The sequence below is a fragment of the Peterkaempfera griseoplana genome, assembly GCF_001418575.1.
Lineage (GTDB): Bacteria > Actinomycetota > Actinomycetes > Streptomycetales > Streptomycetaceae > Peterkaempfera > Peterkaempfera griseoplana.
This window is the reverse complement of the sequence record NZ_LIQR01000055.1, coordinates 1-18,831: the sequence shown is the minus strand read 5'-3', so window position 1 is coordinate 18,831 and position 18,831 is coordinate 1. Positions and strand designations below refer to the sequence as shown.

At 72.9% G+C, this 18,831-nt stretch carries 19 protein-coding genes; 13 read left to right on the top strand and 6 right to left on the bottom strand.

The genetic code is table 11. The features are described 5' to 3' along the window. Positions 1-309 precede the first annotated feature (309 nt). Complete coding sequence (locus tag AOK09_RS04740) at positions 310-1,140, bottom strand: SAM-dependent methyltransferase (RefSeq protein WP_055585841.1); 831 nt, start codon at positions 1,138-1,140, stop codon at positions 310-312. Between the two features lie 285 nt (positions 1,141-1,425). Here AOK09_RS04740 and AOK09_RS04735 point away from each other — a divergent pair, with 285 nt between their 5' ends. Next, complete coding sequence (locus AOK09_RS04735; protein ID WP_055585840.1) at positions 1,426-2,010, top strand: TerD family protein; 585 nt, start codon at positions 1,426-1,428, stop codon at positions 2,008-2,010. A gap of 185 nt (positions 2,011-2,195) precedes the next feature. Continuing rightward, the gene (locus tag AOK09_RS04730; RefSeq protein ID WP_055585839.1) at positions 2,196-2,576 is read left to right on the top strand and encodes an MmcQ/YjbR family DNA-binding protein; all 381 of its coding nucleotides are present in this window, start codon (positions 2,196-2,198) and stop codon (positions 2,574-2,576) included. A gap of 121 nt (positions 2,577-2,697) precedes the next feature. Here AOK09_RS04730 and AOK09_RS04725 read toward each other — a convergent pair whose 3' ends face one another. Continuing rightward, positions 2,698-2,931: a hypothetical protein gene (locus AOK09_RS04725; RefSeq protein WP_055585838.1), complete on the bottom strand. Its 234-nt coding sequence runs from the start codon at positions 2,929-2,931 to the stop codon at positions 2,698-2,700. 208 nt (positions 2,932-3,139) lie between these two features. Continuing rightward, complete coding sequence (locus AOK09_RS04720) at positions 3,140-3,454, bottom strand: hypothetical protein (protein WP_055585837.1); 315 nt, start codon at positions 3,452-3,454, stop codon at positions 3,140-3,142. A 327-nt stretch (positions 3,455-3,781) separates the two neighbouring features. On the opposite strand from AOK09_RS04720, the gene dnaK reads away from it, so the two are divergent. After that, positions 3,782-5,662 (top strand): molecular chaperone DnaK, encoded by a 1,881-nt coding sequence (dnaK, locus tag AOK09_RS04715; protein ID WP_055585836.1) that lies wholly within the window; start codon positions 3,782-3,784, stop codon positions 5,660-5,662. A 207-nt stretch (positions 5,663-5,869) separates the two neighbouring features. Beyond that, on the top strand, positions 5,870-6,739 hold the full coding sequence (locus AOK09_RS04710) for an isocitrate lyase/PEP mutase family protein (RefSeq protein ID WP_055585835.1): 870 nt from the start codon (positions 5,870-5,872) through the stop codon (positions 6,737-6,739). Between the two features lie 16 nt (positions 6,740-6,755). Here AOK09_RS04710 and paaK read toward each other — a convergent pair whose 3' ends face one another. Together paaK and paaI are read right to left on the bottom strand one after the other, a co-directional pair. Next, the gene (paaK, locus tag AOK09_RS04705) at positions 6,756-8,093 is read right to left on the bottom strand and encodes a phenylacetate--CoA ligase PaaK (RefSeq protein ID WP_055585834.1); all 1,338 of its coding nucleotides are present in this window, start codon (positions 8,091-8,093) and stop codon (positions 6,756-6,758) included. Then, the gene (paaI, locus tag AOK09_RS04700; protein ID WP_175609260.1) at positions 8,090-8,473 is read right to left on the bottom strand and encodes a hydroxyphenylacetyl-CoA thioesterase PaaI; all 384 of its coding nucleotides are present in this window, start codon (positions 8,471-8,473) and stop codon (positions 8,090-8,092) included. The genes paaK and paaI overlap by 4 nt, the downstream gene beginning before the upstream one ends. Before the next feature lie 138 nt (positions 8,474-8,611). On the opposite strand from paaI, the gene paaN reads away from it, so the two are divergent. From paaN to paaE, 9 genes are all read left to right on the top strand, one after another. Next, on the top strand, positions 8,612-10,324 hold the full coding sequence (gene paaN, locus AOK09_RS04695) for a phenylacetic acid degradation protein PaaN (protein ID WP_055585832.1): 1,713 nt from the start codon (positions 8,612-8,614) through the stop codon (positions 10,322-10,324). Then, complete coding sequence (locus AOK09_RS04690) at positions 10,317-11,540, top strand: thiolase family protein (protein WP_055585831.1); 1,224 nt, start codon at positions 10,317-10,319, stop codon at positions 11,538-11,540. Before paaN ends, AOK09_RS04690 begins: the two co-directional genes overlap by 8 nt. A gap of 2 nt (positions 11,541-11,542) precedes the next feature. Then, positions 11,543-12,313, top strand: a complete 771-nt coding sequence (locus tag AOK09_RS04685; protein ID WP_055585830.1) for an enoyl-CoA hydratase/isomerase family protein — start codon at positions 11,543-11,545, stop codon at positions 12,311-12,313. Then, positions 12,310-13,164 (top strand): 3-hydroxyacyl-CoA dehydrogenase family protein, encoded by an 855-nt coding sequence (locus AOK09_RS04680; RefSeq protein WP_055585829.1) that lies wholly within the window; start codon positions 12,310-12,312, stop codon positions 13,162-13,164. The genes AOK09_RS04685 and AOK09_RS04680 overlap by 4 nt, the downstream gene beginning before the upstream one ends. A 194-nt stretch (positions 13,165-13,358) precedes the next feature. Then, entirely contained in the window at positions 13,359-14,390 is a 1,032-nt protein-coding gene (paaA, locus tag AOK09_RS04675) for a 1,2-phenylacetyl-CoA epoxidase subunit PaaA (RefSeq protein ID WP_055585828.1), read from the top strand. Beyond that, the gene (gene paaB / locus AOK09_RS04670; protein ID WP_055585827.1) at positions 14,387-14,680 is read left to right on the top strand and encodes a 1,2-phenylacetyl-CoA epoxidase subunit PaaB; all 294 of its coding nucleotides are present in this window, start codon (positions 14,387-14,389) and stop codon (positions 14,678-14,680) included. Before paaA ends, paaB begins: the two co-directional genes overlap by 4 nt. A gap of 45 nt (positions 14,681-14,725) precedes the next feature. After that, on the top strand, positions 14,726-15,580 hold the full coding sequence (gene paaC / locus AOK09_RS04665; protein WP_055585842.1) for a 1,2-phenylacetyl-CoA epoxidase subunit PaaC: 855 nt from the start codon (positions 14,726-14,728) through the stop codon (positions 15,578-15,580). A gap of 2 nt (positions 15,581-15,582) precedes the next feature. Beyond that, a complete protein-coding gene (paaD, locus tag AOK09_RS04660) occupies positions 15,583-16,113 on the top strand; it encodes a 1,2-phenylacetyl-CoA epoxidase subunit PaaD (protein WP_055585826.1) in 531 nt (176 codons plus the stop codon). After that, positions 16,113-17,216, top strand: coding sequence for a 1,2-phenylacetyl-CoA epoxidase subunit PaaE (gene paaE / locus AOK09_RS04655; RefSeq protein WP_055585825.1), 1,104 nt, complete (start codon positions 16,113-16,115; stop codon positions 17,214-17,216). The genes paaD and paaE overlap by 1 nt, the downstream gene beginning before the upstream one ends. A 27-nt stretch (positions 17,217-17,243) precedes the next feature. Here paaE and AOK09_RS04650 read toward each other — a convergent pair whose 3' ends face one another. After that, positions 17,244-18,539, bottom strand: a complete 1,296-nt coding sequence (locus tag AOK09_RS04650; protein ID WP_079062751.1) for a metallophosphoesterase — start codon at positions 18,537-18,539, stop codon at positions 17,244-17,246. Between the last annotated feature and the right edge of the window lie 292 nt (positions 18,540-18,831).

Genomic DNA, 18,831 nt, shown 5'->3' with positions numbered 1-18,831 from the left:
TCGACGGCAGCGTCGGCATGCGGGCGGCCAACAGCAACATGGACGGCGGCGACGAGGGCTGGTACCGCGAGTACTGCGACAGGCTGGAGGAGTCCGCCAAGGAGGCCCAGGCCAAGGCGGGCTGAGCGGCGCGGGGAGGTGGGGCCCGCGTCGGTGGCGTCCATGGGTGGCCACCTCCCCGCCACCGCCGCAGGGAGCAGACGGGGGCACGGTGCCGCCCGCCGCCGGGGGCCGAATCGACCGGCGCCGTTGGTCCGCCGGTCCCTGGGTGCGACCTGCCGCGCCCGCGGACGCGACCGCCACGCCCCCTCAGGGCTTGACGCCGACCCCGCCGTACAGGGAGATCTCCCGCGCCTGCAACGGCGGCTCGCCGTCCGGACGCCAGAACGGCGCCTGCACCAACCCGGGCTCCACCCACTCCAGACCGGTGAAGAACTCCAGGACGTCCGCCCCGTCACGGGGCACAAAGGGAGCCGTCGCCCGGTCGTAGACCTGCCTGCCCTCCGCGACCGCCTGCTCCGACGCGAAGTCCGCCGTCGCGTGCGACAGAACCAGAGCCGATCCCGACGGCAGCGCCGACACCAACTCCCGCACGATGCCCGCGGGCTTCTCCTCGTCACGCAGGAAGTGCAGGATCGCGACCAGCATCAACGCCACCGGCCGCCCCAGGTCCAGGATCTTCCCCGCCTCCGCGAGCACCGAGGCGGGGTCCCTGAGGTCCCCCAGCACCACCTGGGTCCGCTGTCCCTCGTCGCCGTGCGCGAGGAGCGCCCTGGCGTGGGTGAGGACGATGGGGTCGTTGTCGACGTAGAGCACCCGGGCGTCGGAGGCGACCTCGTGGGCGACCGCGTTGGTGTTGCCCTGGGTGGGGATGCCGGTACCCACGTCGAGGAACTGACGGATGCCCAGGTCCTGGGCGGCGAAGCGCACCGCCCGGCCGAGGAAGTCACGGTTCGCCCGCGCCGTGGCCCGGGACGGCGGGTACGCCCTGATGACCGCCTCCGCCGCGGCGCGGTCCGCCGGGAAGTTGTCCTTGCCGCCCAGGTAGTAGTCGTACATACGGGCCGGGTGCGGCACATCGGTCCGCAGCTCGTGCGCCGTCCGCTCGTCCCACTCCCGCCATCCCGGATCTCCGGACATCGCGCGCCCCTCCACTCCCGAACGGTCCCGGCCTGAGCGTAGCGCCGCGCCCCCGGCGTACGCCCCCTCTCCGGCGCTTTCGCCTCACCACCCCGCCGGGCTCCGGAAACCCGGTCCGCACGCCGGGTCCGACGCCCGGACCCGCCGGTGCGAGCCGCGCCGTGGAAGCCCCCGACGCCGGGCGCGCGCCGAACCCGCGGGGCATCTGCGGACCTGCCGGGTTGAACCGCGAGGGGAGCAGGCAAAATTCACCTGTCGTAAGTCGCATCTCCCGGAGGATCACTCATGATCACGCTCACCAAGGAAGACGGCCCCGCGGATCTGGGCGGGGTGACCCACCTGTCCATCGGGGTCTCCTGGGACCCCACCGCCGGGAGCAGCGGCGGCCTGATGGGGAAGATCCGGCGGAAGAGCGGCACCGACCTCGACCTGATCGCCATCGCGATGCAGGGCGCAGACCCGGTGCGCCTGGCCGGGCTGGACTCCCTGGACCCGCTGGGCAACGGCGCGCTGGTGCACAGCGGCGACAACCAGACCGGCCACGGCGACGGCGACGACGAGACGGTGACCGTCGAGTTCGCCCGGGTGCCGGCCAACATCACCTCCATCGTCTTCATCGCTGCCGCGTTCAAGAGAGGCAGCAGCTTCCAGAAGGCGCGGAACGTCAGCTTCAAGGTGTACGACGCCACCGGTGGAACCTCCCAGCAGGTCGCCGACATCTGGCCGAGCCTGCTCAGCACCGACAACGGCTGTGCGGTGGCCAAGGCGATACGCACGGGCGGGGAGTGGAAGCTCCAGGTGATCAACGAGACCGGAAAGATCAAGCAGGGCGAGGAGACCGCCCTGATGCGCTTCGCCGTGAGCAAGTAGCGCCCGCCGGCCCGGTCGGCCGCCCGGGACTGGGGCCTGACCGGGCCGGAGCGCAGCCCCGCGGCGGGGCCCGGCCCGGCCTTGCGACGGCCGGTGCGGTCGTCGGCGCGGGTGGCGGCCGCACCGGAGCGGACGTTCGCGCCGGGACCGTACGGCCGCTGCCGGTGACCGTCTAGGGTGGTGCCGTGATCGGTGCCGATGACGTCCGGCGTATCGCGCTGTCCTTCCCGGAGACGGTGGAGAAGGAAGCGTGGAGCATGCCCACGTTCCGTGTCGCGGGGAGGATGTTCGTCACCCTGCCCGACGACGAGACCTCGTTCGCCGTGCGGTGTCCAAGGCACGAGCGGACCGAACTGATCGCGGCGGAGCCGCAGAAGTTCTGGGTCCCGCCGCACGAGGCAGGGTCCGCCTGGGTCCGGGTGCGGATCGGGGCGCTGGAGGGCGTGGAGGAGATGTACGACATCCTCGTCGACTCCTGGAAGCAGGCCGCGCCCGACCATCTGCTGGCCTCCGCACCTTCCGCGCAGGACGCGGCCCGGCCGGGCGGCGTCGCCGACCAGGGCTGACAACCTCCCGCAGGCGGCGCGGCCCGGCCCGGCACCGCCGGCCCGGGGCCGCCCGTCGCGGCAGGACCCGGGCCGTGCCACCTCCGGCCGGGGCCCGGGCCCGGTGCCTCCGACCGGCCGGTCAGGCGTGGTCGACCAGTTGGGCGTGTCCCCGTTCGCGGGCGCAGTGCGCGCAGCAGAAGAACTGCCCGTCCGACTGCAGACCGTGACCGAGGATGCGGCACTGACAGTTGTCGCACACCGGGGCCATCCGCTGGGCCGCGCACTCGAAGCTGTCGAAGACGTGGACCGCCCCCGCAGCATGGACCTCGAAGGTCATGTCGTAGTCGTTGTTGCAGACCTCGCACACCGCCATGAACGCCCACTCCTCGTCATACGCACTGGTGTCCCGCGCCCTTTCGGCGCGGTGCAGCAGGGAGCAGTTCCACGGTCGCGGGTGCTGATGCCCGCTGCGCCCGGAATCACCCGGTCGACCGAGCGGCGCCCGACTCCCGTCTCGGGCTTCGCGCCTCCACGCCGCTCCGGGAGGTCACCGCCACGCCGTGCGGGCAGCCCGGCGACGGCTAGGAGTCGTCCCTGGACAGGTCCAGGGCCAGCTGCTGCAGGATCGCCTCGGTCGGCGCCGTCGGCCCGGTCTCGTCGTAGGCGTCCGCAACCACGTCGAAGGCGTGGATGAATCCACTGACAAGCGCGCCGAGTGGGTCGGAGAGCTGTTCGAGCACGGAGAGCCCGATGAGTGCCGGGTCCCGGGTCACGGGAACCGTGAACTGGGTGGGGATCACCTCACTCAGCAGGTCGGAGACATAGCCAGCCTCCACCCCGCTGCGCACCGCGGTGAGCGCCGCGATGGCCTTGAGCTTGATTTCGTTCTCGTTCACGCTTCGAGCCTAGGCGCTGACGGTGCGCACGGGCACCGGCCGGGAGCGGCGGGCCGCCGCCCGCCGCCGGTGCCCGGGGGATGCGGAGTCGGAGGGCGGCTTCCGCCGAGCCGTCCCCGGAGTGTTCCCGCCGTGGGGGCGCCCGGGGCGTCCGACGGTGCACCGCCCGGGGCGGATGTCCACCGCGACAAGTGGCTTTATCCGTTTTCATCCAGGACGGAGGGGTAGTTCGGCTTCTGTCAGCAGCGGCCCGGCGACTCGGAGCGGGACCGGCCGAGTCCGCGCAGCGGGGAGGGGACCGGAGTCCTGCAGGAAGGGAGCCCGACGATGACGCGACCGGTGGGTATCGACCTGGGCACGACCAACTCGGTGGTCTGCGTACTGGAGGGCGGCGAACCCTCGGTGATCGCCAACACCGAGGGTTCGCGCACGACCCCGTCGGTGGTCGCCTTCGCCAAGGACGGCGAGGTGCTGGTCGGTGAGATCGCCAAGCGGCAGGCGGTGACCAACGTCGAACGTACGGCGCGGTCGGTCAAGCGCCACATGGGCGAGGCCGACTGGCGGTTCCCCGAGAGGGGAACGGTCGACGGCAGGCGGCTCACGGCCCAGGAGATCTCCGCCCGGGTGCTGCAGAAGCTCAAGCGGGACGCGGAGGCGTACCTGGGTGAGGACGTGACCGACGCTGTGATCACCGTGCCGGCCTACTTCGACGACGCCCAGCGCACCGCCACCAAGGAGGCCGGCGAGATCGCCGGACTCAATGTGCTGCGGATCATCAACGAGCCCACCGCGGCCGCGCTGGCGTACGGCCTGGACAAGGAGAACGACCAGACGATCCTGGTCTTCGACCTCGGCGGCGGCACCTTCGACGTGTCGCTGCTGGAGATCGGCGAGGGAGTGGTGGAGGTCAGGGCGACCGCCGGTGACACCCATCTGGGCGGGGACGACTGGGACCAGCGGATCGTCGACCACCTGGTGCAGCAGTTCAAGAACGGCTACGGGGTCGACCTTTCCAAGGACAAGATGGCGGCGCAGCGGCTGCGGGAGGCCGCCGAGCGGGCGAAGGTCGAGCTGTCCGCCGCGACCGAGACCACGATCAACCTGCCCTACATCAGCGCCTCGCCGGACGGCCCGCTCCATCTGGACGAGAAGCTCACCCGGGCCCAGTTCCAGCAGCTCACCGATGATCTGCTGCAACGGTGCGCGGCGCCGTTCCACCAGGCGGTCAAGGACGCCGGCATCAAGGTGCCCGACATCGACCATGTGATCCTGGTCGGCGGTTCGACCCGGATGCCCGCCGTGGCGGACCTGGTGCGCGAGCTGACCGGCGGCAAGGAGCCCAACAAGGGCGTCAACCCGGACGAGGTCGTCGCCATCGGCGCCGCCCTGCAGGCCGGTGTGCTCAAGGGTGAGGTCAAGGACGTCCTGCTGCTGGACGTCACCCCGCTGTCCCTCGGTATCGAGACCAAGGGCGGCATCATGACCAGGCTGATCGAGCGCAACACCACGATCCCGACCAAGCGCTCCGAGGTGTTCACCACGGCGGACGACAACCAGCCGTCGGTGCAGATCCAGGTCTACCAGGGTGAGCGCGAGATGGCGGCCTCCAACAAGAAGCTCGGGGTGTTCGAGCTGACCGGTCTGCCGCCGGCGCCCCGCGGCGTCCCGCAGATCGAGGTCGCCTTCGACATCGACGCCAACGGCATCATGCACGTCGGAGCCAAGGACCTCGGCACCGGCAAGGAGCAGCGGATGACCATCACCGGTGGCTCCGCGCTGCCGAAGGACGACATCGACCGCATGATGCGCGAGGCCGAGCAGTACGCGGAGGAGGACCACCGGCGCCGCGAGGCCGCCGAGACCCGCAACCAGGCCGAGCAGCTCGTCCACAGCACGGAGAGGCTGCTGCGGGACAATCCGGAGAAGGTGCCGGGCGATGTGAGGTCCGAGGTCCAGGCTGCGATCGCCGACCTCAAGGAGAAGCTCAAGGGCGAGGACAGCGCCGCCGTCCGCGACGCCACCGAGCGTGCCGCCGCGGTGGCGCAGAAGATCGGCCAGGCGATGTACGCCCAGTCCCAGGCCGCGGGCGGCCCCGGCCCCTCCGGGTCTGCCGCCGGTGGCGCCCCCTCCGCGGGCGCGCCCGGCGGAAAGGACGAGGAGGTCGTCGACGCGGAGATCGTCGACGACGACGGGCGGGCGAGCGGCTGAGGCGGCCGGCCGCGCCCTCGTCACCGGCCGGGCGGCCACGGCCGCGCCCTTCCCCGGCGCTCCCGGCCGAGGGGCGCCGTCCGCCGCCCTCCTCCAGACTCGGCCCCGGAAACGGCGTCTCCCAGCTCACCCGCACGGAGTGGCCCGGCATCCCGCCCGCACCCGCACCCTGTCGAACCGCACCCCGTCGAACCCAGGAGGACGGCCATGCCCGGACGTACGACCCGGCTGCGGCAGCTGCTCAGCGCCCCGGAGATCCTGGTGGCTCCGGGGGCCTATGACGGAACCGGGGCCCGGCTGGTGGAACAGCTCGGCTTCCAGGCGGTCTACCTCAGCGGATTCGGGACGGCCGCCAGCATCCTGGGGCAGCCCGACGTGGGGTATCTGTCGCAGACGCAGATGGTGGAGCGGGTCACGGCCCTGGCCGACGTCGTGGACCTGCCGTTGATCGCCGACGCGGACACCGGCTTCGGCAACCCGCTCAACGTCCGCCGCGCGGTCAGGGCCTACGAACGGGCCGGGGCCGCCGCGCTGCACATCGAGGACCAGACCTTCCCCAAGCGCTGCGGGCACATGCTGGGGCGCGAGGTCGTTCCCGTCCACGAGATGGTCCAGAAGATCAGGGCGGCGGTGGACGCGCGGCAGGACCCCGACTTCGTGATCATCGCCCGTACCGACGCGCGGACCGCGCACGGGCTGGACGAGGCGATCGACCGGGGCGCCGCGTACCACGAGGCCGGCGCCGACGTGCTGTTCGTGGAGTCGCCCGAGAACGAGGCGGAGATGCGGCGGATCTGCGAGGCGTTCCGCGGCATCGTCCCCCTCCTCAGCAACCAGGTGGAGGGCGGCCGGACGCCGACCCCCGGCACCGGCGTCCTCCAGGAGATGGGGTACGCCCTGGCGATCTTCCCGGTGGGGACGGCGTTCGCGGCGGCCAAGGGGATGCGGGACTACCTGGAGGTGCTGGCGGCGGCGGGCGACACCCGGGGTGCGCTCGGGAACCTGATCCAGTTCGGGGAGTTCACCGGGCTGATCGGTCTCGGTGAGCACACCGGACTGGAGCAGCGCTACCGGTAGGCGCCCGCCGCCGGGATCACTGCTCGCGCAGGTCGGCGATGCGGCGGATCTTGCCGGTGGAGCGCTTCAGGGTGTCGGGTTCGACGATCTCGACCTCGACGGTGACGCCGACGCCGTCCTTGACCCCACGGGCGATCCGGGCGGCGGCCGCGTCCCGGTCCCCGGGGGTGGCGCCGGTGCGGGCCTCGACGCGCACGGTCATGTGGTCCATCCGGCCGCGGCGGGTGAGCTGCAGCTGGAAGTGGGGGGCGACGCCTGGGGCGCGCAGCACGATCTCCTCGATCTGGGAGGGGAAGACGTTCACCCCGCGCAGGATGATCATGTCGTCGGAGCGTCCGGTGACCTTCTCCATCCGCCGGAACCCGGGACGGGCGGTGCCGGGCAGCAGACGGGTCAGGTCGCGGGTCCGGTAGCGGATGATCGGCAGGGCCTCCTTGGTCAGCGAGGTGAACACCAGCTCGCCGGCCTCGCCGTCGGCCATGGTCTCGCCGGTGACCGGGTCCACCACCTCCGGGTAGAAGTGGTCCTCCCAGATGTGCAGGCCGTCCTTGCTCTCCGCGCACTCCGCGGCGACGCCGGGGCCGATCACCTCGGACAGGCCGTAGATGTCGACGGCGTGGATGTCCATGCGGTCCTCGATCTCCCGGCGCATCCCCTCGGTCCACGGCTCGGCGCCGAAGATGCCGACCCGGAGCGAGCTGGTGCGGGGGTCGACGCCCTGGCGCTCGAACTCGTCGAGCAGGGTGAGCATGTAGGAGGGGGTGACCATGATGATCTCGGGCTGGAAGTCCTGGATGATCTGCACCTGGCGGGCGGTCATGCCCCCGGAGGCGGGGATGACGGTGCATCCGGCCCGCTCGGCGCCGTAGTGGGCGCCCAGGCCGCCGGTGAAGAGGCCGTAGCCGTAGCTGATGTGCACCTTGTGGCCCGGGCGTCCGCCGGCGGCACGGATGGAGCGCGCGACCATGTCCGCCCACATCGACAGGTCGTTCTCGGTGTAGCCGACCACGGTGGGGCGTCCGGTGGTGCCGCTGGAGGCGTGGACGCGGCGCACCTGGCTCATGGGGACGGCGAACATGCCGAAGGGGTAGGTGTCGCGCAGGTCGGCCTTGGTGGTGAAGGGGAACCGGGCGAGGTCGTCCAGGGTCCTGCAGTCGTCGGGCTTGACCCCGGCCTCATCGAACTTCGTGCGGTAGAGCTCGACGTTCTCGTACGCGTGCCGCAGGGTGGAGCGCAGCCGGTCGAGCTGGAGGTCCTGCAGCTCGGCCCGGGTCATCCGCTCGCCGGCGTCGAGCAGCTCCTGGGGGATCGGCGTTCCCAGGCGCGCTGCACGTGCCGTCGGCTTGCTGGTCATCGCGTCTCCTTGGTGCTTCGGATGCTGCGGCTGCGGCCACGGAACTCGGCGATCACCTCGTCGCCCCGCAGCACGGTCACGTCGTAGATGCCGCTCCGGCCGAACCTGGTGCGCTCATGGGCGCGGGCCACCAGGACGTCGCCCTCGTGCGCCGGGGCGACGAAGGTGATGTCGGCTCCGGCTGCGACGGTCACGGGGCCGTCGCTGTTGCAGGCACAGGCGAAGGCGGTGTCGGCGAAGAGGAACAGATAACCGCCGTGAGCGGTTCCGTGCCCGTTCACCATGGCGGGGGCCACGGTCATCCGGAGCACGGCCGTGCCGTGTCCGGCTTCGAGCAGCTCGATGCCGAGCGCCCGGGAGGCCTCGTCCGCAGCGAACATCGCTGCTGCGGGACCGGGCGCTGTGTCAGTGGGATGTGTCACCGATTCGACCACCTTGTGAACCGACCGAACATTCGGTTACCTTGCGGCAAGGCCAAGTAATTCAGCCGCCGACCTGCATGTCAAGAGGTGGAACGGATGTCAGAGATCGCCCCGGAGTGCCCCGACTTCTTCCTCAGGCACCGTGTGCTCCTGGAACAGGCCGTCACCGCCGCCATGAGCCGCGACCACTGGACGCGGTACCCGGAGTCGCCCAGTACCTCGGTCTACGGCGCCGACGCCCCCAAGCAGGGTGAGGCGGTCTTCCAGGAGCAGCTCGGAGCGCCCTTCGAGCTGCCCGGCCACCCGGGCGGCACAGCGGTGCCCGCCACCGAGACCTCGCCCTACGGCTTCCCCCTGGGCATCACCTACCCCCGGGTCGCCCCGGACGAGGCGGTGACCGCGGCCAGGGCCGCCACCGCGACCTGGCGCGCCGCAGGCCCGGACACCCGTGCCGGAGTCGCCGCCGAGATCCTGGCCCGGCTGAACGCGGCCTCCTTCGAGCTCGCCCACGCGGTGCAGCACACCACCGGCCAGGCCTTCGTCATGGCCTTCCAGGCCGGCGGCCCGCACGCCCAGGACCGCGGCCTCGAGGCGGTCGCCTACGCCTGGGCCGAGCAGAAGCGGCACCCGGGCACCGCCCGCTGGACCAAGCCGCAGCGCAAGGGCGGCCCGCTGGCGCTGGACAAGACCTTCACCCCGGTCGGGCGCGGTGTGTCACTGCTGATCGCCTGCAACACCTTCCCCACCTGGAACGGCTACCCCGGGCTGTTCGCCAGCCTCGTCACCGGTAATCCTGTGATCGTGAAGCCCCACCCCGCGGCGGTGCTGCCGCTTGCGATCACCGTGCGGACCGCCCGCCAGGTGCTGGCCGAGGCCGGGTTCGACCCCAACCTGGTGATCCTCGCCGCGGAGGGCCCCGGCGACCGTACGGCCGCCGCGCTGGCCCTCCACCCGGACGTCCGCATCATCGACTTCACCGGGTCCACCGAGTTCGGCGACTGGCTGGAGGCCAACGCCCGGCAGGCCGTCGTCCACACCGAGAAGGCCGGCCTCAACACGGTCGTCCTGGACTCCACCGCCGACTACCGCGGACTGCTGGGCAACCTGGCCTTCTCGCTCGCCCTGTACAGCGGCCAGATGTGCACCACCCCGCAGAACCTGCTGATCCCCCGCGAGGGCATCACCACCGACCAGGGGGTGCGGAGCGCCGACGAGTTCGCCGCCGACCTCGCCGCCGCCCTGGACCGGCTGCTCGGCGACCCGGCCCGGGCGGCCGGCACCCTGGGCGCGATCGTCAACGACGGCGTGCTCAAGCGGCTGGAGCAGGCAGCGGGCCTGGGCCGCACGGTCCGGCCGTCGGCACCGGTCGAGCACCCGGAGTACCCGGCGGCGGTCGTCCGCACCCCGCTGGTGGTGCGCCTGGACGCCGAGGCGGACCGGGAGGCGTACACCCGCGAGTGGTTTGGGCCGGTCTCGTTCGTCATCGGCACCGACTCGACCGAGCACAGCCTGGAGATCTTCCGCAGTACGGTGCGGGAGCACGGCGCACTCACCGCCGCGGTCCACTCCACCAGCGAGGCGGTGCTGGCCGCGGCCGAGGCGGCGGCCCTGGACGCCGGTGTGCACCTCTCGGAGAACCTCACCGGCGGGGTGTTCGTCAACCAGTCGGCCGCCTTCAGCGACTTCCACGGCAGTGCCGCCAACCCGGCGGCCAGCGCCACCCTGTCCGACCCCGCGTTCGTCACCGGCCGCTTCGCGACCCTCCAGTCGCGCCGGCCCGTCCCCACCGAGGAGACCCCCCATGCCTGACGAGGTCTACCTGATCGACGGAGCCCGCACCCCCCAGGGCCGCTACGGCGGCGCGCTGGCCTCCGTACGCCCCGACGACCTGGCCGCCCTGGTGGTGGGGGAGGCCGTGCGGCGGGCCGGGATCCCCGGGGAAGCGGTGGACGAGGTGATCCTCGGCGCCGCCAACCAGGCCGGTGAGGACAACCGCGACGTCGCCCGGATGGCGGTGCTGCTGGCCGGGCTGCCGCACACCGTCCCCGGCTACACCGTCAACCGGCTCTGCGCCTCCGGTCTCACCGCGGTCGCCTCCGCCGCCCAGGCGATCCGCGCCGGCGAGGCCGAGCTGGTCGTCGCCGGCGGTGTGGAGTCGATGACCCGGGCGCCCTGGGTGATGGAGAAGCCGGGCACCCCCTGGGCCAAGCCCGGCGAGGTGCACGACACCTCGCTCGGCTGGCGCTTCACCAACCCCCGCTTCGCCGCCGCCGACCGGGCGGTCCCCGCCGGATCCGGCCCCGAGACGGTCAAGCTCACCCTGTCGATGGGGGAGACCGCGGAGGAGGTCGCCGCGCTGGACGGCATCACCCGGGCCGAGTCCGACGCCTTCGCGCTCCGCAGCCACCAGCGGGCCCTCGCGGCCCAGCAGGCGGGCCGCTTCGACGCCGAGATCGTGCCGGTGCCGGTGAAGGACGGCGAGGTCACCCGGGACGAGGGCCCGCGCCCCTCCACCACGCTGGAGAAGCTCGGCACCCTGCGGACCATCTTCCGCAAGGACGGCATCGTCACCGCCGGTTCCTCCTCGCCGCTCTCCGACGGCGCGGCGGCCCTGGTGGTGGCGAGCGCCGCGGCGGTGGAGCGGTACGGCCTGAACCCCAGGGCCCGGATCGTCACCTCCGCCTCGGCCGGCGTCCAGCCCAACCTCATGGGCCTCGGCCCGGTGCCCGCGACAGAGAAGGCCCTCGCCCGGGCCGGCCGGCAGATCGCCGACCTGGACGCGGTCGAGCTCAACGAGGCCTTCGCCGCCCAGGCCCTGGGCGTCATCCGGCGCCTGAAGCTGGACGAGGAGAAGGTCAACGCTGACGGCGGCGCCATCGCGCTGGGCCATCCGCTGGGCTGCTCCGGCGCACGCATCCTGCTGACCCTGATGGGGCGGCTGGAGCGGGAGAACGGACGCCGCGGCCTCGCCACGCTCTGCGTGGGCGTCGGCCAGGGCGTCGCCATGCTGGTGGAGAGGGTCTGACCATGGCGTACGAGACGCTGCGGGTCGAGGAGCGTGCGGACCGGGTCGTGGTGACCCTGCACCGTCCGGAGGCGCGCAACGCCATCAGCGGGCTGATGATCAGGGAGCTGCACTCGGTCTGCGACCTGCTGGAACGCGAGCCCAGGCTGCTGCTGCTCACCGGCCACGGCGGGGTGTTCGCGGGCGGCGCGGACATCGCGGAACTGCTGCAGCGGGGCCGGGACGAGGCCCTCCAGGGCATCAACAGCCGGCTGTTCGAGCGGGTCCGCCGGCTGCCGATGCCGACCGTGGCCGCCGTCGACGGCTGGGCGCTCGGCGGCGGCGCGGAACTGTCGTACGCCTGCGACATCCGCATCGCCGGGCCGGACGCGGTCTTCGGCAACCCCGAGCCCGGACTCGGCATCCTCGCCGCGGCGGGCGCCTGCTGGCGGCTGCCAGAGCTGGTCGGGGAGTCGGTCGCCAAGCAGGTGCTGCTCGCCGGCCGCAACCTCGACGCGCAGGCGGCGCTGGCCGCAGGCCTGGTCATCGACGTCGTACCGGCGGAGAAGCTGCTGGACGAGGCGCACGCCCTGCTCGACCGGATGGCGCGCTCCTCGGCCACGGCGCTGCGGCTGACCAAGCTCGTCGTCGACAACCCGGGCGCGCACCCGGTGGCCGACGACCTGGCCCAGGCCGTGCTGTTCGAGGGGCAGGACAAGAAGGACCGGATGACCCGGTTCCTGGAGAAGAGGGGCCTGGAGAAGAGGGGCCTGGAGAAGGGGAACAAGGCATGAGCAGCGCACCCGGGATCGTCGGAGTGATCGGCGGCGGCACCATGGGCGCCGGGATCGCCCAGTCCTTCGCCACCGTCGGCTCGTCCGTCGTCGTGGTCGAGAGCGGCGCCGAGGCCGCTGCCGCCGCGCTGGACCGGATCGCCACCGGCCTCCAGCGGGCCGCCGAGCGGGGCAAACTCACCGAGCCGGCGGAGGCGGTGCTCGGCCGGGTCGAAACGGTCCCCTCGGTGGACGGTCTGCCGGCCGACGCCGACCTGGTCGTCGAGGCCGTACCCGAGGACCCGGCCCTCAAGGCCCGGCTGCTCACCGCGGCGGAGCAGGCCGTGGGGGAGCGGACGGTGCTGGCCAGCAACACCAGCTCGCTGTCGGTCGGCGAGCTGGCCGCGGCCCTCACCCGCCCGGGCCGGTTCCTCGGGATGCACTTCTTCAACCCGGTGCCCGCCTCCGCGCTGGTCGAGCTGGTCGTCGCGCCGGACACCGCCGACGAGACCCTCAAGGCCGCGCTGGACTGGACGCACGCACTGGGCAAGCAGGACGTGGTGGTCAGGGACTCCCCGGGCTTCGCCAGCAGCCGCCTCGGCCTGGCCCTCGGCCTGGAGGCGATCCGCATGGTCGAGGAGGGCGTCGCCGAGCCGGCGGCCATCGACGCCGCCATGACCCTCGGCTACAAGCACCCGATGGGACCGCTGCGGCTGACCGACCTGGTCGGCCTGGACGTCCGGCTGGCCATCGCCGAATACCTGCACGCCACCCTGGGCGAGCGCTTCGCCCCGCCGCGGCTGCTGCGGGAGAAGGTCGCCCGCGGCGAACTCGGCCGCAAGACCGGGCAGGGGTTCTATCCCTGGCCGTGAGCGGTGTCCCCGGCGGGGTCCGCCCCGGCATCGGCCGCGCCCCGCAAGGCGGCGCGGCGGTGCAGGCGTTCCCCGTCCGCCGGGAGCCGCCCTTTCCGGGCGGGTAAGGCCGCGGCAGGTCTTGCCAAGAGGGTGCAGGATCGCGCAGACTCAAGTACCGACCGAATGGTCGGTTGGCAGAAGGGGTGCTACGGATGACCACCACGACACACCGTCCGGCCACGGCTGGTGCCGACCCGCAGCTCCAGGAGCACTTCGACGCCACCATCGGCGCCGACCAGCGGATCGAGCCCCGCGACTGGATGCCGGACGCCTACCGCAACACGCTGATCCGCCAGATCGCCCAGCACGCCCACTCGGAGATCATCGGCATGCAGCCCGAGGGCGAGTGGATCACCCGTGCCCCCTCGCTGCGCCGCAAGGCCACCCTGTTCGCCAAGGTCCAGGACGAGGCCGGCCACGGCCTCTACCTCTACTCCGCAGCCGAGACCCTCGGCGCCGACCGTGACGAACTCACCGAGAAGCTGATCACCGGGCGGCAGAAGTACTCCTCGATCTTCAACTACCCGACGCTGTCGTTCGCCGACGTCGGCGTGATCGGCTGGTTCGTCGACGGCGCCGCGATCTGCAACCAGGTGCCGCTGTGCCGCACCTCCTACGGCCCGTACGCCCGGGCCATGGTGCGGGTCTGCAAGGAGGAGTCCTTCCACCAGCGGCAGGGTTACGAGCTCCTGCTGACCATGATGCGCGGCACCCCCTCCCAGCGGGAGATGGTGCAGGACGCGGTGAACCGCTGGTGGTGGCCGTCGCTGATGATGTTCGGCCCGCCGGACGACAACTCGCCCAACTCCGCGCAGTCCATGGCCTGGAAGATCAAGCGCCACGGCAACGACGAACTGCGCCAGCGGTTCGTCGACATGACCGTGCCGCAGGCCGAGAAGCTCGGGGTCACCCTGCCCGACCCGGAGCTGCGCTGGAACGCCGACCGCGGCCACCACGACTTCGGCACCCCCGACTGGGACGAGCTGCGCCGCGTCATCACCGGGGACGGACCGTGCAACACCGAGCGGGTCGCCCGCCGCCGGGCGGCCCACGAAGAGGGCGCCTGGGTACGGGAGGCCGCAGCCGCGCACGCGGCCAAGCAGGCCGCCCGCGAGGATGCCGCCCGCAGGAACGCCGCGCTCGGCAACGCCGCGCTCAGCCACAAGGACGGAGAGACAGCATGAGTGGGAGCCGCAGCGCATGGCCGCTGTACGAGGTCTTCGTACGCGGCAGGCGGGGCCTGAACCACGTCCACGTGGGGTCGCTGCGCGCTGCCGACCAGCGGATGGCGCTCACCCACGCCCGGGACCTGTACACCCGGCGCAACGAGGGCGTGAGCATCTGGGTGGTGCGGGCGGAGGACATCGGCGCCTCCACGCCGGACGAGAAGGACCCGTTCTTCGAACCCAGCGCGGACAAGGTCTACCGCCACCCCACCTTCTACGACATCCCCGACGACGTCCCGCACATCTAGGAGCACGCCATGAACGAGCGCAGCGAGCCCGTGGGGGAGGGGCACATGAGTGACGACCACGCGCACCTCTCCCTGGCCGTGGCCGAGGCCGACGGCGATGCCCGCTGGGCGTTCGGCACCGGGTTCACCGACCCGCTGCACGGCGTGGACACCGCCGTACCGCCGACCGTGCAGGCCCCGGCCCTGGCCGCGTACTGCCTGGCCCTCGGCGACGACGCCCTGGTGTCCGCCCAGCGGCTGGGGGAGTGGTGCACCCGCGCCCCGGAGCTGGAGGAGGAGGTCGCCCTGGCCAACATCGGCCTCGACCTGCTCGGCCAGGCGCGGCTGCTCTACACCAGGGCCGGCCAGGCCGAGGGAGGCGGCCGCAGCGAGGACGACCTCGCCTACTTCCGCGACCCGTCGGAGTTCCGCAACGTCCGGCTCGCCGAACTGCCCAACGGTGACTTCGCCTTCTCCGTCGCCCGGCTGCTGGTGCTCTCCGCCTGGCGGCTGGCGGTCTTCGAGCGGCTGGCCGGCTGCCCCGACCCGGTGCTCGCGGCCATCGCCGCCAAGGGCGTCAAGGAACTCACCTACCACCGCCAGTACGCCGCGGACTGGGTGGTGCGGCTGGGCGACGGCACCGAGGAGTCCCACCGCCGGATGCAGCAGGGACTGGACGAGGTGGCGCCCCACCTCGGCGAACTCCTCACCGGGGAGACCGCTTTCGGAACCGGTGCGGCGCCGGTCGCGGACGAGCTGACGGCGGTGCTCCGGCAGGTCGCCGACGCCGCCGGCCTCACCCTCCCGCAGACCGCCCCGCTGCCCGGCTCCGGCCGCGACGGCGACCACACCGAGCACCTGGCCCCCCTGCTGGCCGAACTGCAGAGCGTGGCCCGCGCCCACCCCGGGGCGGTGTGGTGACCATGCCCGCCGACCAGCGGCACGACCACGACCTGGCGCTGGCCAGGGCCCGCCGGGTGGCGGCCGAGGTCACCGACCCCGAACTGCCCATGCTCACCCTCGCGGACCTCGGCGTGCTGCGCGGCGTCGAGATGGGCCCGGACGGCACCGTGACCGCCACCCTCACCCCCACCTACACCGGCTGCCCGGCGATGGCCGAGATGCGCGCCGACACGGCCGGCCGGCTGCGCGCGGCGGGCTTTGCGAACGTGGCGATCCGTACCGTCCTGGACCCCCCATGGACGACCGACTGGATCACCGACGCGGGCCGCCGCAAGCTCGCCGAGCACGGCATCGCACCCCCCGGGCCGGCGCCGCGGCGCACTCCCGGGCCGGTGCTGCTGGACCTGGCCCCCACCCGGCGGGCGGTGTCCTGCCCGCGCTGCGGTTCGGCGGACACCGAGGAGACCTCCCGCTTCGCCGCGACCTCCTGCCGGGCCCTGTGGCGCTGCCGCGCCTGCCTGGAACCGTTCGAGCAGTTCAAGGAGATCTGATGGACTCGACCACCGCCCCGGCCTCCCCCGCCAGGGCCCGGCGCCGCCCGGGCTTCCACACCCTGCGCGTCGCCGCGGTCGAGCGTCTCTGCGACGACGCCGCAGCCGTCACCTTCGAGGTCCCCGCCGAACTGGCCGGGGAGTTCGCCTTCGCCCCCGGCCAGTCCCTGACGCTGCGCCGGGAGGTGGACGGCCGGGACGAGCGCCGGTCGTACTCGATCTGCTCGCCGGTGGGCGGCGCGCCCCGGGTCGGGGTGCGCACCGTGCCCGGAGGGCTGTTCTCCTCCTGGCTGGTGGACGAGGTCCGCGCCGGGGACACCGTGGAGGTGATGGCACCGGTCGGCACCTTCACCCCGGACCTGGCCACCTCCGGACACCATGTCCTGATCGCGGCCGGCTCCGGCATCACCCCGATGCTCTCCATCGCCGCGTCCGTCCTGGCCGCCGACACCGAGTCCCGGGTCACCCTGTTCTACGGCAACCGGCGCACCGACACCGTGATGTTCGCCGACGAACTCGCCGACCTCAAGGACGTCCACCCCACGCGCTTCCAGCTCGCCCACGTCCTGTCCCGGGAGCCCCGCGAGGCCGAACTGCTCTCCGGCCGGCTGGACTCGGACCGGCTGACCGCCCTGATCTCCGCCTTCGTCGACGTCCCCGACGCCGACCACTGGTGGCTGTGCGGCCCGCACGGCATGGTGCGCGACGCCCGGGAGGCGCTCGCCGGTCTGGGCGTTCCGGAGGAGCGGGTCCACCAGGAGCTGTTCTACGCCGACGACGAGCCGGTCCAGCCGCTGCGCCGGGACGAGGCCGCCCCCGACGGCCCGGTCAGCCAGGTCACCGTCACCCTGGACGGACGCGCCACCACCTCCGCGCTCCCGCGTGACCGCACCATCCTCGACGGCGCCCAGCGGGCCCGCCCCGATCTGCCCTTCGCCTGCAAGGGCGGTGTCTGCGGCACCTGCCGGGCACTGGTCACCGACGGCGAGGCCGACATGCGCCGCAACTACGCCCTCGAACCCGCCGAGGTCGAGGCGGGCTACGTCCTGACCTGCCAGACCTTCCCCTGCTCCGACACCCTGAGTGTCGACTTCGACCGGTGAGCGGGGGCGCGGCCCGGAGGCCCGGCGTCAGGGAGCCGGACGCTCCGCGGACCGCAGCACCAGCAGGGTGATCTCCGAGGGCGCGAAGACCCGGAACGGCGGGCCCCAGAAGCCGGTGCCGCGGCTGGTGTAGAGGAGGGTCCGCTCACCGTGGCGGCTCAGCCCGGCCACCACCGGCTGGTCGATCCGCACCAGGTAGTGGAACGGCCAGATCTGGCCGCCGTGGGTGTGCCCCGAGATCTGCAGGTCCACCCCGGCGGCCGCGGCCTGGTTCACGAACTTCGGCTGGTGGGCCAGCAGCAGCACCGGCAGATCCGGATCAGCCTCCGCCAGGGCCCCCGCCAGATGGGCCCGGTGACCGGCCAGCCCCGAGGACTCGGCGGTCACGTCGTCGACCCCCGCGACCACCAGCCGGTCGCCGCCGCGCTCCACCACCAGATGGCGGTTGCGCAGCGGCTCCCAGCCGAGCTCGCCCATCCGGTCGACCCAGCCCTGTGCCTCGCCGTAGTACTCGTGGTTGCCCGTCACGTACACCCGGGCCATGGCGGCCTGCACCGTGCCGAGCGGCGCAGCCTGGGCCCGCCGCCGCTCGGCGGTGCCGTCCGCGATGTCGCCCGCATGGCAGACCAGATCGGCCTCCAGCGTGTTCACCGTCTCGCACACCCGCGCCGACCAGCGGACCCGGTCGAGCGGACCGTAGTGGGTGTCGGTGACCACCACGACCCGGGTGCCGTCGAGCCCGGCGCCCAGTCGGGGCAGCGGCACCTCGACCCGCCGTACCCGCGGCACCCGCCGCGCCTCCACGGTCCCCCAGGCCAGCAGCGCCGCCGAGACCCCCAGCACCGCCCAGGCCACGATCCGCGCCCGGCCCCGGCCGTCGCCGACCCCGCCGACGACCAGCGCGAGCCGCAGCACCACACCGAGCAGCACCGACCAGGTGAAGAGCACCCAGCTCGTCCCGAGCAGGGTGTCCCCGACGACCGCCGCCAGGTCCTGCTGCCGACGGCCGTGGCCGCGCATCATCGCCAGGGGCATCCCCACCAGGCCGAGCACGGCGAGGACCGTCCCGCCCAGCTCGACCGGGTACGGCCAGTGCTCCCCGGCGAAGAGCAGCACCCACCACGGCACGCCCCACAGCAGCACCGGGGCGACCAGCGGGATGAAGCGCAGCACCCGCAGCAGCGGGCTGCGTCCCGGCGAAGGCTCCTCGCTGCCGGGCTCCGCGCCCGGCGGGGCGCCGACGGCCGGGCCGGGCTCCGGGTCGGGTGCGGGGCCGGCCGATGGGCCTGGTTCTGCCGGTCGGGTGTCGCTGGCGTCGGTCACACTGCCCCTCTCGCAGCCAGGGCGCGTCACCTTCCGGACGACGGCTGTCCGGCCCGAAAGTCCGTCCGGGGCCTGGGGGGTACCGGAAGTCGCGTGCAGCGCCTGATCGGGCACGTGCGGTTCCGGGCGGATCACGGCGGGCTCGGACCGCGTGCTTTGGCATGCACTGTACCTGATCTTCCTTCGGCGGCCCGGGCCCGGTCCGGAGCCGCCCAGCCGTCGCACAGCGGGCCGGTGGACTCGCGGACCATGAGGCGGCCGGGGACCGGGTGGCCGCCTCATGGTCCGCGAG

Bases quoted from the DNA above. Each gene is read 5' to 3' on its own strand.
- paaE (WP_055585825.1), top strand. From the start codon at position 16,113: ATGGACTCGACCACCGCCCCGGCCTCCCCCGCCAGGGCCCGGCGCCGC.
- AOK09_RS04725 (WP_055585838.1), bottom strand. From the start codon at position 2,931: ATGGCGGTGTGCGAGGTCTGCAACAACGACTACGACATGACCTTCGAG.
- AOK09_RS04685 (WP_055585830.1), top strand. From the start codon at position 11,543: ATGGCGTACGAGACGCTGCGGGTCGAGGAGCGTGCGGACCGGGTCGTG.
- AOK09_RS04735 (WP_055585840.1), top strand. From the start codon at position 1,426: ATGATCACGCTCACCAAGGAAGACGGCCCCGCGGATCTGGGCGGGGTG.
- paaB (WP_055585827.1), top strand. From the start codon at position 14,387: ATGAGTGGGAGCCGCAGCGCATGGCCGCTGTACGAGGTCTTCGTACGC.
- dnaK (WP_055585836.1), top strand. From the start codon at position 3,782: ATGACGCGACCGGTGGGTATCGACCTGGGCACGACCAACTCGGTGGTC.
- AOK09_RS04690 (WP_055585831.1), top strand. From the start codon at position 10,317: ATGCCTGACGAGGTCTACCTGATCGACGGAGCCCGCACCCCCCAGGGC.
- paaN (WP_055585832.1), top strand. From the start codon at position 8,612: ATGTCAGAGATCGCCCCGGAGTGCCCCGACTTCTTCCTCAGGCACCGT.
- paaC (WP_055585842.1), top strand. From the start codon at position 14,726: ATGAGTGACGACCACGCGCACCTCTCCCTGGCCGTGGCCGAGGCCGAC.
- paaK (WP_055585834.1), bottom strand. From the start codon at position 8,093: ATGACCAGCAAGCCGACGGCACGTGCAGCGCGCCTGGGAACGCCGATC.
- paaD (WP_055585826.1), top strand. From the start codon at position 15,583: ATGCCCGCCGACCAGCGGCACGACCACGACCTGGCGCTGGCCAGGGCC.
- paaA (WP_055585828.1), top strand. From the start codon at position 13,359: ATGACCACCACGACACACCGTCCGGCCACGGCTGGTGCCGACCCGCAG.
- paaI (WP_175609260.1), bottom strand. From the start codon at position 8,473: ATGTTCGCTGCGGACGAGGCCTCCCGGGCGCTCGGCATCGAGCTGCTC.
- AOK09_RS04740 (WP_055585841.1), bottom strand. From the start codon at position 1,140: ATGTCCGGAGATCCGGGATGGCGGGAGTGGGACGAGCGGACGGCGCAC.
- AOK09_RS04710 (WP_055585835.1), top strand. From the start codon at position 5,870: ATGCCCGGACGTACGACCCGGCTGCGGCAGCTGCTCAGCGCCCCGGAG.
- AOK09_RS04680 (WP_055585829.1), top strand. From the start codon at position 12,310: ATGAGCAGCGCACCCGGGATCGTCGGAGTGATCGGCGGCGGCACCATG.